This window comes from Algisphaera agarilytica (genome assembly GCF_014207595.1).
GTDB lineage: Bacteria > Planctomycetota > Phycisphaerae > Phycisphaerales > Phycisphaeraceae > Algisphaera > Algisphaera agarilytica.
Genome location: NZ_JACHGY010000001.1, coordinates 762,292 through 778,102, shown reverse-complemented (window position 1 = coordinate 778,102; position 15,811 = coordinate 762,292). Strand labels below are relative to the sequence as shown.

The following is a 15,811-nucleotide window of genomic DNA, read 5'->3' as shown; positions in this document are numbered from 1 at the left end:
CTTGGGGTGTGCTTCATGGGTGAAGAGCGCTGGTGCGATGCCGCTTGGAGGTTACCGCCGTGCGGGGTTCTCGCGGTCAATCTCCATATTGAAGTTGGTGGGCCAGGCGAAGATCATGGTGGCGTCACCGCCGTCGGGGTTGGGTGCCGCGGCGAATCCACGCGAGTTGGTGAAGATGTTGTCGGTGGGGTTTTCGGGGAGGTTGCCGTAGCGGGTGTTTTCCATGACGGTGGTGCTTTCGTAGCTCGTGCTGTTGTCGTTCATCACGACGCCGCCACCCCATTCGCCGGAGTTTTCTTCGGTCCACCACGAGCTCGCTTGGGTAAACGTGTTTGCCCCGGTGTTGATATCGCTGATGATCGGGGCTTGGCTGTTGATGGTTTCCTGCCACTCGGCCTTGCGGCCCGCTTGGTGGCTGGCGATGACTTTGTTGGTGTCGTTGAGCGCCGGCGTGATTCTCCCGCCGAGGGTGAGCATGGCAAAGGAGTAGTTGAGCGAGGTGAACTCCGCGTTGGCCTCCGCTTCGGATACGCCCGGGTCGGCGGGGTTCATGAGGTACTCGGGGGTAAAGACGTTGTTGTTGAGCATGATGGCGAAGCGGACCTGGGGCAGGTTCTTGCGATTGTTCTGAGTCCAGTACGGGTCACCCCCGGCCATGGTCGGGTTGGTGGCGATGTCGCCGGCGGCGTCGAGCCCGGGGAACCAGCCGTCCTTGCCGCCGCTCTTGTTGCTCTGGGCAAAAATAATCATGCCCTGGTGGATACCACGGAGCTGGGTGCTGTTGGCCATCTGGCGTGCCGTTTGCCGTGCAGCCCCCAAGGCGGGGAGCAAGATGCCAATCAGCAACGCGATGATGCTAATGACCACGAGTAGTTCGATGAGGGTGAATCCTCTAAAAGTCCGCGGGGTGTTCGGGCGTGTAGTCATGGGGGAAATCCAATCGTAGAGATGTCGTAACGAACAGAGATGCAAACGAAAAGCTCGCGTAGAAATGCAGGGGCAAGCTCAGGCGACATCGGAGATGCTAGAAACACCGATGTATTACCAAACTAAATATACGGTCGCCTCTCGGTTTCTCGCTTTAGCGAAACCGCAAAATAGATGGTTTATTCTCTTGACCCTGAAAATCAGGAACGGGCGGTTCGGACTGCAGCCACGGTCAATGCGTGCGGTCGTAGGTGTTGACCGTGAACGCGTAGGAGTGGCGGGCGTCGGCGAGGTGGTGACGCGAATCGGTGAGCGTCCAGTCGTTGAGATCGAACTCGGGGAAGAACGTGTCGCCGTCGAGGGTGGTGTGAACAGTGGTGAGGACGATGCGGTCGGCGATCGGCAGGGCGAGTTCGTAGATCTTGGCGCCGCCGATGATGTAGGGCTCGGGGTCGCCTTCCACCAGAGCGAGCGCTTCGTCGAGGGTGTGGCAGACCTCGATCTGTTCCGTCGCGTCTTCGGGCGGCTGCCAGTCGGCGTTGCGGGTGAGCACGATGTTGCGGCGGTGGGGCAACGGCTTGCCCTCGGCTTCGAAGTTCACCCGCCCCATGATGACGGGGTGGCCGAGCGTGTAGGCGCGGAACTGAGCCATCTCGTCGGGCAGTTTCCACGGCAGGCCGCCGTCGACGCCGATGACGCGGTTTTCCGACATGGCGGCGATCATAGTCAGGCGTTTTTGCATGGATGTTATTGAGCGCGTTTTTTTGGGGGGTGGGCATGCGGGCTGAAGCCCGCACGCCGGGGGGGGTTAGACCGCGATCGGGGCCTTGATGCTGGGGTGGGGGTCGTAGTTTTCGAGGGTGACGTCTTCGTAGGTGAACGCGAAGAGGTCGGTCACGTTCGGGTTGAGCTTCATCGTCGGCAGCGGGCGGGGATCGCGGCTGAGTTGTTCTTTCGCCTGATCGAAGTGGTTCAGGTAGAGGTGGGCGTCGCCGAGGGTGTGGACGAACTCGCCGGGCTGATGGCCTGTGACCTGGGCGATCATCATCGTGAGCAGGGCGTAGCTGGCGATGTTGAACGGCACGCCCAGGAAGATGTCGGCCGAGCGTTGGTAGAGCTGGCAGGACAAGATGCCCTTGGCGTCGCTGCCTTCGGGAGCCGGGGCGACGTAGAACTGGAACAGGCAATGGCAGGGGGGCAGGGCCATCTGCTCGACTTGGCCGGGGTTCCAGGCGCAGACGAGGTGTCGGCGGGAGTCGGGGTTGTTTTGTAGCGAGTCGAGGACGTTCTGGATCTGGTCGACGCTGCCGCCGTCGGGCGTGGGGAAGCTGCGCCACTGGTGGCCGTAGACGGGCCCGAGCTCGCCGGTGTTGGGGTCGGCCCACTCGTCCCAGATGGTCACGCCGTTGTTCTGGAGGTACTGGACGTTGGTGTCGCCGCGGAGGAACCACAGCAGCTCGTGGATGATCGAGCGGAGGTGGAGCTTCTTGGTGGTGAGGCAGGGGAACGTCTCGGACAGGTCGAACCGCATCTGGTGGCCGAAGACGGATCGTGTGCCGGTGCCGGTGCGATCGGGTTTGTCGACGCCGTGGTCGAGGACGTGCTGGAGCAGGTCGTGGTATTGCTGCATGAGGGGGATATTGTAGCCGAGGCGGGCTCGGCGTTGGGGGCACCGGATCCGTCTGGGGGATCGCCTTTTCCGGTGTGACACGGCCGCCGGGCTTGGGTAAACTCGTGGGATGCCGATGATCCTTGCATCCAGTTCGTTTGCCATGTGGGCCGCCGTGGGCGTGTTGCTGTTGATGGCGATCGGGTTTGGCGTGGGCAACATCGTGCTGACGCACCTGCTGGGGCCGAGCCGCAAGGGCGAGGTCAAGGGCACCGTGTACGAATCGGGCATGAACCCCATCGGCGACGCCCGCCGGCGGTTCAATGTGCGGTTCTACGTCGTGGCGATGACGTTTCTGCTGTTCGACGTGGAGATCGTGTTCCTCTACCCCTGGGCGACGACCTTCCCGAGTCTGGGCGGGGCCGAGGGCGAAGTGCTCTCGCCGATCTTCTTTGGGCGGATGCTGTTTTTCATCCTGACGAGCATCATCGCGTTCGCCTATGCGTGGCGTAAGGGCGTGTTCCGCTACGACTGATCGCACGGCAAGCCCCGCGGGCTTGGCGATGCATCACAACCATCAAATTCAGTGTTGAGCGGCTGGATTTATTCGGCTGCGGCTGTTTTATGTGTCAGGCGGTTTGGATTCACCGGCTGCGATTCGCGGTTTGGTCAGAGCCCACCGGATGTGTGGGGTACAAAAAAACCCCGCCGGCGTTGGGGGGTTGGTAGACGCCGACGGAGCGAAGACAATCGGGGCGAATATGGGGGCAAGCCCCACACCTTGACCGGTGCTTCCCTTGCATCTTATGAGTAGTTGCCCCAAGTGTAAACATATAAAAGAGTTAACTCACCCAAATTCAGGTCTTCACCTGAAGCGGTGAATCCAGATTTCTCTAGGATCAATCTAAGGTGCAGCCTAGGTTTCGCCGAGGCGTAGGTCAGGACGATTGACGCTTTACACCGGGGGATTGGACCCGAGTTGTTGTGGGGTCGATCCGAGGGACTGGAGATACGAATCATTAACCGCGATATCAGCGTATTAACCAAACGGGAGCAACAGGTCCTGGCTCTGATCGGCCAGGGTTATTCGATCCCGAAAATCGCCGAGACCTTGTTTCGCAGTCAGAAGACCATTGAGACCCACCGCCAGTCACTGGGCCGAAAACTGGGGGCGAGTAACCGTGTGGAGCTCGCGCGGATCGCCATCCAGGTCGGCTTAGCTCCGCTGGAGGGGGTCGACGCGGTGCCGCCGCTGATCTCCGAGCGGGACCCGCGTGGCCAGTTGAGCGAAGACCCGCATGCGGCGGAGTTGGTCCGGCGGATCGAGTGGGCCTGCACCAGTATGGTCGGCATGAACTACGCCCAGATGCTCTGCAAAACCTTGAGCCAGGAGTTGGGCACGACCGGCGCGGGCCTCATGTTCTGCGAACACGATCTGGGCACGATGCGTTCGGTCGCGATGACCTACCGGGGGGCGTTGGTCGACGAAGTACGTTTTCCCTTTGTGGGGTCGCCGTGCGAAGCCTCGATCGAGCGAGACTTTTATCAGTGCGAAGGCAACTTCCCCGAAGTGTTCCCCACGCACGCCGCTCAATCGAGTTTCGAGGTGGCGAGTTACGTCGGGGTGCGGTTGGACGACCCGTTGTCTCAGGAGACCATCGGGACTTTGGTGGCGGTGCTGGACGACCCGGCGGCCTCGTTCAACCCGGCCACCGAGACGGTGCTCCGCATCTGCGCGGAACGGGCCGCGGCGGAACTCGGCCAGATGAAGCTGATCGACAGCCTGCAACGCAGCGTCGAGTCGCTGGAACAACGCCTGGCGGATCTACAGGCGGCAGGGTCGGAATAAATAGCGACCTATTGCCCTACGCGGGGATGTTATCGACGGTGTTACCGCGAGATGCCCAGCAGATCGACCCCGAGGTTGTCTCCGGGGTTGATGTCGAACGGCGGCTCTTCGACAAACTCGTAGGTACCGCCGAAACGCTTGGCGATGGCTTCGAGTCGGCGGTCTTCGGGGCTGGGGTAGAAGAACTGGACGGTGTGGATCAGCGTCTTCTGATCGCCCAGCAGAGATTCGAGGTCTCGCACATCGATCGCGGCGGCGGCTTTGCGTTGGCCGAACTTGTCGTCCGAGAGGATGAACAGGTCGGTGGGCCCGTACTGCAGGGCTTGTTGCAACGCGTTGAGCGGCTCGGACTTGCCCCGGGGGCGGACGTGCCCCGCGTCGGGAGCGACCCACGCCAGGGCGTGCTCACGCGACAGGCTGTCGCCGGGCTTCATGCCCATCGGCGGGACCTCGATCACCTCGTTATCACGGAAGAACAGCACCGCGAACTGGTCGTGATCCGACATCAAGGCCAAGCGTTGTTCGAGCCAACTCAACGCGCCTTGGTTCATCGAGTCAACCATCGAGCCCGAGGCATCGATCACAAAGACCAGGCGTTGGGCCTCCACCGGGATGGCGGGGGGCGGGGGCGTCTCAGCCTCCGCGGGTTCAGTCGGCACGGGCGTCAGCTGCGCGTCGTTGGCCGCGGGCGGATCGAGCGCCGCCACCGCAGCGCCGGAGTTGGTGTCGGTTTCCGTGGGAACGGCCGGGGGCTCTGGCACTTCGGGGGTGTCCACGCGGGTAGCTTCAACCGTGGTGTCGGTCGGTGCAGGTTCCTCGGCGGGGACCTGGGTGGGGGCTTCGACGACGGCCGGCGGCGTGGGCGTTGTCTTAGGCGGGGTGATCTGCGGCGGGGGGGTGGTCAGGGTCGGGGCCTGGCCGAAGGCGTTGGACTTGGGAACGTCGAGCGTTTCGTCGGCCTCGGCGACTTCGACAGGCGGCGCGACGGCGGGTGTCTGCGGCTTGGGGGTAGGCGGAGTCGAGGCTTGGGTTTGGGTGGGCGGGGCTTGGGCCACCGGTCCCGCAGGAGCCGCCGAGCCATCGCCCGGCGAGACAACCGCGGTCGTCGTGTCCGACTGCATGGTGTTGATCGCCCAATACGCTCCGCCACCAGCCAACGCCAACAGCACCAATGCAATCAGCGCCTTCTTCTTGCCGGACGAGCCGCGGTTCGACGACCACTCGGGCGAGAGTTCCTGCTGCTCTTCGGACTCGACCCAATCCGGGCCCGTCCGTTCCTCGACGTAGGCCGGGGTTTTCTCGGCGGGCTTGTCGTCTGCCGCGGCTTGCGGGTCTGCCGTGTCGTCGTTGGCGTCGTCATCGCCGGGTAGATCGCTCAGCTCCAAGGAAGCTTCCAGCGATTCCTCCAGAGCGTGGTCCTCATCGCCCCGGTCGTCTCCCGGTTCATCCGACGGGCCGGGCATGTCCAGCGAGAGACCGACGACCGGCGGCGCATCATCAGAGTCATCCGCCGAAGCCGCGCCTTGCTCTTCCGGGAGTTCGGAGGGCGCGTCGCTGTCGTCCAGCGGCGAGTTCGGGCGGGTGGTCGGCGTGACGAAGTCCATCGTCGCGGCGTACTCGTCTTCCACCCCCGGTTCATCCAGCCCAGCTTCGAGCTCAGACTCCGGCGGAGCGGCGAGCGTCGGACCCAGTGACGAAGCACTCAACCCCGCGTCTTCTTCCGACTCGTTGCTCAGGTCGAGCAGGTCGGCCTCGTCTTGGGTCGGCGACGAAACCTCGTCCGACTCCGGGGACACCGCCAGCACTTCATCGGCAGAGGCGTCGGGTTCGCTTGGTTCCTGGGGTGGTTCCTCATCGATCACGCCATCGAAGTCGATCGGCTCGAGCTCGATGTCTGCCTCAAGGTCCAGGCCCTCGGGCGCATCCGCCTCGAGCGTGGGCTCGGCCTCGGGTTCCGGAAGAGCGGGCGCTTCGGTTTCCGATTCGGTCGGCGGGGCGGGCATGGTGATGCCCACCTCGGTCTCATCGACCGCGACGTGGCCGACGATCAGGGTGACCCGCCCGACCACCAGGCGATCGCCTTCTTCGAGTTCGCACAGGCCTTCGACGCGGTCGCCGTTGACCCACGTGCCGTTCGAGGAATTCAGGTCGCGGATGACCCAGGTCCCGTTCTGGACCGAGACCTCGGCGTGCTGGCGAGAGATGCGGGTGTCGAGCAGTTGGACCTCGCCGTTGCGTCGGCCGATGACGTGGGGCTGATCCGCCGAGAGATGGAACGTTTGCGGCTTGGTTCGCTCGTCGGGATTGAACTGGATCAAAGTCAGCAAGGTTACGTCCTGGTGCGTCGGGTCCCCCCGGGCGACGGCGCGGGCGGCGCGGCGGAGGCCGCAGGCCCTTGTGTTACGCAGCCACGGGCCGGGGGCTGCGTCGGAGAAGCGGGTGATTCAGAAGCCGCCTTGAACGCAATTCAAGGCGTTCTGTAGTTTATCACAGGAGACCCGCCAAGCCCCTCCAGATTGAACTTTAACTCGGGCTCGGGCATGGCCTGAGGTCTCATCCATCTCGATCAAACGCCCCAAACCGCCACGCAGCGGCCTGCAACCTATAGAACGCATGGGCGCGGCCAAAGTTCGCATCCCCTGCAAATCACGCCCGGGGTGTCCGATAAACGGCACCCGCCGTACCGCTCGCCTTCACTAAGCCCCGCCCGGCAAAGCACTAAGCCAAGCCCCGGCCCGCTCCTCGCCCCCGCCTGCAGAGCCCCGAAGAACTAGGGTCGGCATCTGAATAAATGATTTCCTGCCTTCGGGTTGCCGAGTTTGCGAGGATCGCTAGAATGTCGGACCGACTTCGGTTGGCCCCTTCGTCTAGTCTGGTCTAGGACACCTGGTTTTCATCCAGGCAACACGGGTTCGAATCCCGTAGGGGTCACTTGATACTTGCGGAAAGCCTTCTATATCAAGGTTTTCCGCTTTTTCATTGGTAGGAGTGGTGCAGATTACGGAGCATTTCTCTCCGTTTCCGTCGTCTACTGCACCGGATTCTGCACCAAAGACTAGACCTGACTGCACCACGGGTTCTGGGGAGCGAATCGCTGCCGCGAAGTGGTCCTCAGTGGTCTGTAGGTAGTGCTGTTGGGCGATGCCGGGACTGTTGCCGATCCACGAGCAAACTACGTGGGTGGGGAAGTTGTCCTCAAGCTCGGTCTGCCGAGTGGCCCGCAGGTTGTGCCACATCCGCGGCCACTGTTGTAGGCCTGCGGCTTTGACAGCCTTCTCCATTGGTTTCCGCAGTGCGGCTCCGGTTCGGTCCTGAAGCATCGGGAGTACGAACACCTCGCCCACTTCTGCCTGATCGAACACGTCTTGGAGCGGGCCGAGTATCTCCGGGAAGATCGGGACAATCCGTGACTCTTTGCCCACGTAGCCCTCTGTCTTGGGGCTGTGGACGGTCATCCGGTTGTCGTCGAAATTGATATCCGCCCAAGTCAATGCCTGGGGTTCGCTCGGGACTCGTAGTCCGCCCCAGCGAGCTAAGGCGAACAGAAGCCGCCATTGAGCGTTAGGGAACTGCTCCATCACCTTGACCGCGTCGGCCTCGGAGATGAATTGGCGTTGGGTGGTGCTGATGTTTGCAGTGGGCACGGCTTGCATCGGGTTGGAGCGTAACACGCCTGCCTTGATCGCGCTAGTGAACATCGCACGGATATCACCGCAACGCTTGCGGGTTGTAGCCTCGCTGAGAGTCTTAGGTGTCCGTTTGTGCAGGAGGTAGTGCCGGAAGTCCTCGCAGTGCGCCTCCGTGATGGTGTGCACTCTGCGGTCGTACCCAAAGAAGCTGATAGCGTCCTTCGCGGATTGTCGCAGCCGTGTGAGCGTACCCGCCTTGCACTTGGCTTCCTCTTTCCGCGTGATGTAGAACTCGGTGAGCTTGCCGAGCCTGCCTGCCTTTGGTTTGTCAATCAGGCCGATTGCGGCCAGTTGATCCTTGAGTGTGCCGTCGATGGTATCGAGCCACCGGCCGACGTCGTCTCCGACGGGAAGGCCTGCGACGTGAGAGGCGACCAACGCTTCAACCATCGTCAGGATTGACTGAGCTTGGCGTAGACGGATGTGTCCTAGCCGCAGTTTGGGACGCTGCGGCAGGTTGTTTATCTGAATCGTGCGGCGGTTGTGCTCGGTGTAGAGACTTGCCATAAGAGTTTCCCGGTGGGGTTAGTGTGATGGATCGGAGCGCGCTGTCAAGGCTGAGGCTTCACATAGCCGCCTCACCGCCTCCTTGAGTGCGTCCACGCAGTAGAGGATGGGGCCGTCGATCCGGAACCATGCCCCGTCGAGATGGCCGTTATCCCGCCACTTCTGGAGGGTCTTTGGGTTGATGCCTCCGAGGAGTCGGGCGGCTTCTGCTGTGTTCACGAGTAGAGGGGTGAGGCTGCCCGCGGTAGTGGGTGAGTTGGCGGTGTTCTTGTGCCGCTCGTTGTCTTGGTCTTCGTAACTGTCGAGCCAGCTATCTGGCTGGGTGTTTCGGGTCATTGAGGTGTGTTCCTGCGCAACAAAAGCAGGGCCAAACCCCAGGCGGTGATGCCCAAGGAGTGGCCCTGCTAGTCGCGTTGTGTTGTGTGGTGTTAGCTCACTCTTCGTTGAGTAGAGCGTCGAGACTGTTCTTGGCGTCGGCCTTCTGCGAACGCTTAGGCAGTTGGCCTTCGATAGACCTGAAGGTGTGGTCGATGCCGATGAGGTTTTGCAGCGGGATCAGAGAGCGGAAGTTGCGGACGTCCTCACTCGACAGGTTGTAGTCTGGCCTGATGGGCGAGGCGACCGCTCCAATGGCTCCCGGTAGCTTCTCCGCGAGCAGGTCCACCGTGGGTATGCCCATGATGGCGTTCTGTCGCAGTCCGCTGGTTCGTGTGTTGGAGAAGAACTGGAAGTTGAGGAACATGTCGCCCGCCGTGTCGGCCACCGTCGGGATGATGGAGGAGAAGCCACTACGGGCGAACGCCCCCATAGCCATCCGCTGAGGCGTTAGATGCTCCGCGAGGTACTCCGCCGGGTCTTCCTGCGACGAAGCCCGCACAGCCACGAGGGCTGCGTACGACAGGCCACCGCCGAAGGCGAGCAGAGAGAAGTTGGCGAACGTCTCCATGTCCCAATACTTGAGACCGCGGAGAGTCTGATTGGTCCATGCTTGGAGCTGAAAGCTGCGGAACTGGAGGAGCATCTTCATCACGGGTGACGACGCGAACCATTTGGGCTGACCGCCGAGGTGGTTTTGCTGGATGATCGCGTGGGTCTTCTGTGTGACGCCATAGGCGAACGTAGAGGCCACGTCTTCGTCCCACTCATCCAGGTTCATCCGGACCAGCTTCTTGCCGTTGAACTCGGCGTGCTTCCTGAACTGCTCATAGATCGCGTCGGCGGCGGCTTCATCCCACCCCATATCGCGCAGGCGTTCGAGGCGAATGGTTCGGCCTTCGCCTAGGGCATTCATACCGATGCGATGGGCCAGCGTGTTGGCGCACGCAACCCGCGTCCAGTTGGTGATGGGCTGTAGACCGCCCACGATGGACACGATCCGGCCCCCTTTGTCGAGGAGCTTCTCTGCCTTGTCCGCGGTGCTGAGCATCTGGCGATCCCATTCCAAGTCGCCCGCTACGTCTTGCATAAGGCGGCTCGGTCGGGTCCAACCCTCTGCACCGATACCCATACCGATGAGTTCGCTAAGGACTCCGTCATCGTTATTCACCAGCGTCTGTGCCCGGTTTGTGAGGATGCGGCGGAACTCGGGGATGGAGCGGACCATCACGCCTAGTCCCTGACTGGCCACGGCCACGGGAATCTCTGCGATCTGTGCGATACCAAACGCAGCCGCGATGCGGTTGAAGTTGGACTTCATAAGCAGACGGGCGGCTTGGTGGCCGCCGCTCGATTCATCGATCTGCCCGGAGAGAATCTTCCCGGCATCGTCGAGGCGGTCGAGGCGGGCCTTCTCCGCTTTGAACGTCTTCGGGTCGAGGTTCTGCATGTCTGCCGCTATGCGGCCCATGAGTTCCTCCCATGAGGGGACCACCAGCTCGGAGGTCTCCCCGGCGACGTTCCCCTCATCGTCTAGCGCCTTGGTGGTGCGTGTGTCCTTCTTCGGGTCGGCGAAGCGACGACGCAAAGAGTAGAACTCCGACTCTCGGACAGAGGAGCGGATGTAATACTGAGCGAGCTTCTCCGCGTCGGTCTCGAAGAGGTCGTGGAAAGCGATCTCGCCGTCCTTGGTCTTCTGGACGTAGTCCTCATCAAGTGGCATGCGGGCCTTGAATATGTCGGGGCGTCCGTCCTCGGGGTTGACGAGAATATCCTTGGCCTTGGCGATATCGGCGTCCGTCATCTTTCCTTGGTCTTTGAACAGGGCGAGGACTTCGTCCAACTCATCGGCTGTTCCGGCTAGGCCAGAGTTCACCCGATACGCTGCTTCCCCACGGAACTTCTCCAGGCGAGCCACGTAACCGCGGGCCATCTGACGAGCTACGCGGACGTCGTCGGCATCGGCAGCATTGAGCTTCTTAGACGCGGAGAGGATTGCCCCTTGGAACCAATCCACGATGGCCTTCTTGCCGTAACGGCGGGTCGTGTTGAGACGCTTCGACTGTGACGCAACGCGAGGGCGGTAGTTGAATAGACCCTTGGCAGCCTCCTTGGCTCCGGGAACCTTGGAGTTCACGGCGTGCTTGAGAGCCGAGTTGATGGCTCGACGCATGGCTGTTGCTGCCGTGGCCACGTTGGCGTCGATGCCTTCGGGTAGTTGCTCCAAGTGCATCACCCGGCCGACTTGCTCGAAGAAGTCCGCACGGGCAACGTCACTCACCGCTTTCAGGCCGCTGCCTTGGCTTCTCGCCCAGGACTCGAAGGCGGGATTCACCTTGGCGTACAGCTCAACTCTGATCCGCTCGCTGGTTTGGCTGATGGCCTCCTCAGTAGAGCGGATGCGGACCTTGTCCGGATCGCCCACGCCGTTGTAGAGCAGGTAAGACCCTATGCCCCGGATACGCTCCACACTGGACGAAAGCATGTCTGCTGCGAGGTCGAAGCGGAGCCGCCGCTCCAAGCCGGTGAGCTGGTCGGGCGTGTCGCTTGCTACGTCGAATAGAACCTCATCTGCGGCTGCTGTTGCCTCTTCTATGTCGAGGTAAGCCTGCGAAGGTGCCTGCGGTAGCTGCGGCTCGAACTCCAGCTTGGCGGGATCGATTCCCGCCGCGGTGTCCACGATCTTATCGAAGCCGCGTAGGAGCTTCGGGTCTAGCCCCGCTCCCTCGCGGTACTTCTCCGCCTGTCGGCCGACTCGCTTGGAGTAGTCGGAAACGGCATCTCCCCCGTACCGGGCAATCAGGGACTTGGAGAAGACTTCCCCGAACAGTTCCGCCGGGTCGGCTTCAAGCCGGGACAGGTCACGGGCGACGTCTCGGCCTGCGATCGCGGTAACGAACTGGCGGAGCTGATTCCGATCTCGGAGGTCAGCCACCAGAGAGTTGAATTGCTTGGCTGCTGCGGGATCAAGGGTCTTGTGTGCAGCGTGGCCGATCTCGTGGAGGAGGACGCCGAGTTGGCGTTTCCCCTTCGCCCCGCTCTCCGACCGGCGGAGGTTCACTTGGAACCCGTCGCCAACCTGCCGAGTCGATCCCAAGGCATTTTCCACTGACTCTCCCACAGCGTTACGGATATCGTCCGCGGCAGAGAGGGAGACGCGGGCGAGTAGTTTGGGGTTGACGACGGAGAGGATTTGACGAGCTGCCCGCACACCGGAGGTGCCGAGGAGTTTGGCATCTGAGAGCGTCTCTAGGGTCTCGGAGAGAGCCCTGTGTGTTGAGGAGACCTCCCCGAAGGCCTCTGGACTATCCACCTGTTTGAGACGCTTAGAGGCTCTCTGAGGCGAGGTTCCGGCGAGGTCTGTTCCCAGCTCACTCAGCGGGATGCCCGCACGGTTCATCGCCTGGGCTTCGAGGCGGCTGGAGGTCTTGACGTAGGCGTTGCGAAGCTGCGGAGCGGCGACGTTGATCGTGCCCCCGAAGGCTGCCCCGTAGAGGGAGGCAACCATCACATCGGTGTAGTCGCGGATTGGGTCTTCGAGGTTGAGGAGAGCTTCCTCGGTACCGGTGAAAGCCGCACCAGCTAAGGCACCTTTACCGGCTCGATAGGCCCAGGCACCTCGGCCAATGCCTCCGGCCCACGCGGTCCCACCTGTGAGGGCACCAGCGATGAGCGTGACGGGGTCGGTTATGGCGGAAACCATCGACAGTGTCGCGCCTGTCCATCCGGCGTCCGCGAGAGTGGCCTTGCGTTCCTGTGAATCGAGGATTCTCTGCCTGATGGTTTGAGCGTGGCTGTAGGAGACAGCTCCGCGGAACTCGTCGAGGGTTTCGAGGGGGAGGTCGGCGGTGAGCTGTTCAAATTCCTTATCTGTCCACCGGAAGGTCGTGTCGAGCTGTTGCTGCTCACGGTTGATGAACCGGAGGCCCGCGGCGGTAAGGGTGTTGTCCTGCCACGCAGCGGAGAAGGTCGCGAAGAACGAGGGAGGCTCGTTTTCCGCTCGGAAGCGGGCGTCGGGAGAGGGGAGTCGGGGAGGGGCAGCGGAGGAGGCGGGGACGGTCGAGACGACCTCGCCCACTTCCACTGATTCGGCGGCAGCCGCGGTGGGGTTGAAGGTGTTTTCAGTCATAGTTGGGTGTTTCGTGTTGGTGTGGTGGGCGGGTCAGTCGTATAGGAGGTGGGTCACATAGGGACGCTGTTGGTCCTTCTTGCGGCACACGATGAGGTTGCTCGGACGCAGGTCGAGGGTGTTGTCCGTCTTGAACATGACCGCTTGGCCTGGGCCTGCGTCCACGACTAGGCGGTGGATGCTCTCTCGTCTATTGCCACCGTCTCGATGGCATACACGGACATATCGACGGCCCCTGTAATTGGATACGTGTTGCCATTGGTCGCTCCAGCCGTCGGCGATGATGCGGTCGAAGTCTTCGGCGTAGAGTGTGGCGGTGTGTAGACCGCCTGCGAGCGGAACGCGGACGACCTCACGGCCGTTCTTGTCGGTTTCTCGGTAGGGTTCGCGGCGGACGATGGTCTTGGTGGGGGTTTTCATTGGATAGGTCTTTCGGGGTAGGCGCACAGCAACGCATCCCATCGCCGTGGTCGGCTGGGCGAGTACTTGTGCGGTTGGTGCTGTGGGTGGTTCAGTCCATAGAGCCGAGGTATCGGTAGCGGGTAGCCCTGTGGGTGGTGTTCTTGGCGACTAATTCAAGGAGTCCGTCAGCGGTGAACATCTTGAGAAGTCGGCTTGCTGAGTTGTGGTTGATGCTGATAGCTTGAGCCGCGGTTCTACAAGCTAAGTAGAAGGGCTCGTCCCCGGCTTGGCGTTGTAGTTCCCGGCAGATACGGAGTAACAGCTTGGTGCTGGGCGAGTCGAATTCCTCGGCTTCTGGGGGGTTCGGCGCTTGCTTTGCCCTAGAAACAGCCTCCGCGAAAGGTCCTGTTCCGGCAGGGTGCTTCACCTTGGGCCAGGATTCGACGAAGTCCCCCCATGTCGCCTCCCATTCTTTTGTCCCGATGATTGGCTGTGCGAGTGCGTGCCATTGCTTGACGATCTGCCTTACGGCCCTCGCCTCGGCCTGAGCGTATTCGGGTAAGGCCTTCAAGCCTCTGGCTAGATCAAACAGCCTGCGGTGACGCTGGCCCTCAGCGGTGGGTTGGGTGGAGACAATCAGGGACTCAAGTTCAGGTGTGACAGAGAGGACAGATGAGGAGAGAGAGGACAGATTTACAGGTGGGGTATATACAGGGGAAGAATAACTCCCACTTGGTGGACCATCCATCAGCTTCCCAAGCCAACCCGGTAGGTCAGCGATGGGTGTGGTGTTTGGTGAATGGGTCCACTCGTACACAGTTCCTGTCTTGTGAATCGATTCGGGAAGTACCACACTGCCACGATCTCCCAGTACATCTAGGCCATCACCGATCTTCGAAATGCTTGTGCTGATCCGTCGGCCTGGGTGGTTGAAGTAGAGGTGCCTTCCTCCTCCGCCTGTGGCCGTCTCTACGGTAGTCGGCAGGGGGCCGTGTTCCGCCTCCAGAGCTGTTAGGGATTCATTTCCCCCGTGTTGTGGATCAACATCGAGGACAACCACGCCTGAGACTTCCCCCGTTGCCAGTCCGATGTTGGCCTCCGGAGTCTTACTCCACCAAAGCTGGACCTGCTCGGGGCAAGTCGATGCGTCCTTCCAGCCCGCCGAGTTGCGTAGAGGCATCTTGCTCCGCGGTGCCAGTGGGAACACCTTCCAGCCTCTCCCCACTGCCGCCAAGGCTTCTTTCCTCAATAGCTTGTTCAGGTCATTCATTTTCGTGGGCACTAATCGAGTCCTTTCGATCTTCGATGGGTTCGCGGGTCAGGGATGAGCGTTTACCGCCGCTCGGTCTGTTTTCGATCAACTGCCGCCATCCCCGACGTTCAGCCACTGCAGCAACACGCGGATCACGCATCGCCTTCGCGTGACGGTTAGACCTGACTCCTGTCAGCATCCAGAGCATTTCGGCATTGATAGTGAGATATGGGGTGTGTTCGAGGAGGCGGGCCAGCTTGGCTGCTGATCCCATGCGTTCGGTTGGCGGATGCCCGCCGTACGTCCATGCAATGACGTCGTGTGTGGGCGGCGGTGCGTCTGGGTCCACTACGCAGCCGTTCATCCTGTTTTTGCGGTTCCTCCAATAGTTCGATTGATTCTGAGAGTGCGAGTTCATTGGGCAAAGTCCTTTCGATTGAGAAGGGGTGGGTGTGAGAAAGTCCCTCCGCGACGGCGGGGGACGAGGCAAGGGGTAAGAAAGGTGTGTAGCTGGTGCGGTAAAAGATCGTTGTTCCATCCACTACCGAAGGCTCTGCTGGCTTTCAGAGTCTTAGAAGGGCCAACGGTCGTACTCAGCTTCGGGCCCTTACAGGCTTCCCTGTTGCGTGATGGGCCAAGCAACCACAGAGATGTGCTTAGCGTGCGTCCGAGCGTTCACGGTGGGTAAACGCCGGGCTAGGGATAACGCGTCTCCTAGCCACTTCTCTGTTGGTGTTGTACTGGGGGATTACGTCCGAAATACGACACAACGCACCGTGAAGAGCTGATTGGTGGGGGCTGTGGTCCGAACCCTGACATAACATAGAGAACACCCATGCAGCCGAACGACCCCAGGGGGCAACGGATAGTCCAACTCGTCAGGAGAGAGGCTCTAAGCGTCTCGATCTTCCTGAGGGGGAACGAGGTCGGTGTGGCACCCGGAAGCTCTTACACGCTCTCTGCTAGGGGGTAGCGGGCTTCTCCGTCGGTCTCAACCCACCCCGGCCCGCCAATTGAACGCCCATCAACGCTGGGGGCATCAGTCAGGCGGACGGACAACACCGACGAGCCA

10 protein-coding genes, 1 tRNA gene and 1 pseudogene are annotated in these 15,811 nt (G+C 61.6%); 3 read left to right on the top strand and 9 right to left on the bottom strand.

The window, feature by feature from the left end; all coding sequences use genetic code 11:
- Window positions 1-51: 51 nt before the first annotated feature.
- The 3 genes from HNQ40_RS03355 to HNQ40_RS03345 form a co-directional block, all read right to left on the bottom strand.
- Entirely contained in the window at window positions 52-927 is an 876-nt protein-coding gene (locus tag HNQ40_RS03355; protein WP_184676380.1) for a type II secretion system protein, read from the bottom strand.
- A gap of 232 nt (window positions 928-1,159) precedes the next feature.
- Window positions 1,160-1,669, bottom strand: a complete 510-nt coding sequence (locus HNQ40_RS03350) for a dihydrofolate reductase (RefSeq protein WP_221435355.1) — start codon at window positions 1,667-1,669, stop codon at window positions 1,160-1,162.
- Between the two features lie 66 nt (window positions 1,670-1,735).
- Window positions 1,736-2,557 carry a thymidylate synthase gene (locus HNQ40_RS03345; RefSeq protein ID WP_184676379.1) on the bottom strand — a complete coding sequence of 274 codons (822 nt, stop codon included), beginning with the start codon at window positions 2,555-2,557 and terminating at the stop codon, window positions 1,736-1,738.
- Between the two features lie 109 nt (window positions 2,558-2,666).
- Here HNQ40_RS03345 and HNQ40_RS03340 point away from each other — a divergent pair, with 109 nt between their 5' ends.
- Window positions 2,667-3,071 (top strand): NADH-quinone oxidoreductase subunit A, encoded by a 405-nt coding sequence (locus HNQ40_RS03340; protein ID WP_184676377.1) that lies wholly within the window; start codon window positions 2,667-2,669, stop codon window positions 3,069-3,071.
- A 444-nt stretch (window positions 3,072-3,515) separates the two neighbouring features.
- Complete coding sequence (locus HNQ40_RS03335; protein WP_221435354.1) at window positions 3,516-4,385, top strand: response regulator transcription factor; 870 nt, start codon at window positions 3,516-3,518, stop codon at window positions 4,383-4,385.
- A 41-nt stretch (window positions 4,386-4,426) separates the two neighbouring features.
- On the opposite strand, the gene HNQ40_RS03330 is transcribed toward HNQ40_RS03335, so the two are convergent.
- Window positions 4,427-6,712 carry an FHA domain-containing protein gene (locus tag HNQ40_RS03330; protein WP_184676373.1) on the bottom strand — a complete coding sequence of 762 codons (2,286 nt, stop codon included), beginning with the start codon at window positions 6,710-6,712 and terminating at the stop codon, window positions 4,427-4,429.
- 529 nt (window positions 6,713-7,241) lie between these two features.
- Between HNQ40_RS03330 and HNQ40_RS03325 the strand changes: the two genes are divergently transcribed.
- Window positions 7,242-7,316: transfer RNA gene (locus HNQ40_RS03325), tRNA-Glu, on the top strand.
- A 728-nt stretch (window positions 7,317-8,044) separates the two neighbouring features.
- On the opposite strand, the pseudogene HNQ40_RS18685 reads toward HNQ40_RS03325, so the two are convergent.
- The 5 genes and pseudogenes from HNQ40_RS18685 to HNQ40_RS03290 all read right to left on the bottom strand — a co-directional run.
- A pseudogene (locus HNQ40_RS18685) lies at window positions 8,045-8,464 on the bottom strand (phage integrase SAM-like domain-containing protein); the annotation flags it as partial.
- A gap of 550 nt (window positions 8,465-9,014) precedes the next feature.
- Entirely contained in the window at window positions 9,015-13,085 is a 4,071-nt protein-coding gene (locus tag HNQ40_RS03305; protein ID WP_184676366.1) for a hypothetical protein, read from the bottom strand.
- A 33-nt stretch (window positions 13,086-13,118) separates the two neighbouring features.
- Window positions 13,119-13,505 carry a hypothetical protein gene (locus HNQ40_RS03300; protein WP_184676364.1) on the bottom strand — a complete coding sequence of 129 codons (387 nt, stop codon included), beginning with the start codon at window positions 13,503-13,505 and terminating at the stop codon, window positions 13,119-13,121.
- A 91-nt stretch (window positions 13,506-13,596) separates the two neighbouring features.
- Window positions 13,597-14,757, bottom strand: coding sequence for a bifunctional DNA primase/polymerase (locus tag HNQ40_RS03295; protein ID WP_184676362.1), 1,161 nt, complete (start codon window positions 14,755-14,757; stop codon window positions 13,597-13,599).
- On the bottom strand, window positions 14,750-15,157 hold the full coding sequence (locus HNQ40_RS03290; RefSeq protein WP_184676360.1) for a hypothetical protein: 408 nt from the start codon (window positions 15,155-15,157) through the stop codon (window positions 14,750-14,752). Before HNQ40_RS03290 ends, HNQ40_RS03295 begins: the two co-directional genes overlap by 8 nt.
- Window positions 15,158-15,811 lie beyond the last annotated feature (654 nt).

Excerpts from the sequence above, each read along its gene's own strand:
- HNQ40_RS03300 (WP_184676364.1), bottom strand. The coding sequence starts at position 13,505 with ATGAAAACCCCCACCAAGACCATCGTCCGCCGCGAACCCTACCGAGAA.
- HNQ40_RS03290 (WP_184676360.1), bottom strand. The coding sequence starts at position 15,157 with ATGAACTCGCACTCTCAGAATCAATCGAACTATTGGAGGAACCGCAAA.
- HNQ40_RS03355 (WP_184676380.1), bottom strand. The coding sequence starts at position 927 with ATGACTACACGCCCGAACACCCCGCGGACTTTTAGAGGATTCACCCTC.
- HNQ40_RS03345 (WP_184676379.1), bottom strand. The coding sequence starts at position 2,557 with ATGCAGCAATACCACGACCTGCTCCAGCACGTCCTCGACCACGGCGTC.
- HNQ40_RS03350 (WP_221435355.1), bottom strand. The coding sequence starts at position 1,669 with ATGCAAAAACGCCTGACTATGATCGCCGCCATGTCGGAAAACCGCGTC.
- HNQ40_RS03295 (WP_184676362.1), bottom strand. The coding sequence starts at position 14,757 with ATGAATGACCTGAACAAGCTATTGAGGAAAGAAGCCTTGGCGGCAGTG.
- HNQ40_RS03305 (WP_184676366.1), bottom strand. The coding sequence starts at position 13,085 with ATGACTGAAAACACCTTCAACCCCACCGCGGCTGCCGCCGAATCAGTG.
- HNQ40_RS03340 (WP_184676377.1), top strand. The coding sequence starts at position 2,667 with ATGCCGATGATCCTTGCATCCAGTTCGTTTGCCATGTGGGCCGCCGTG.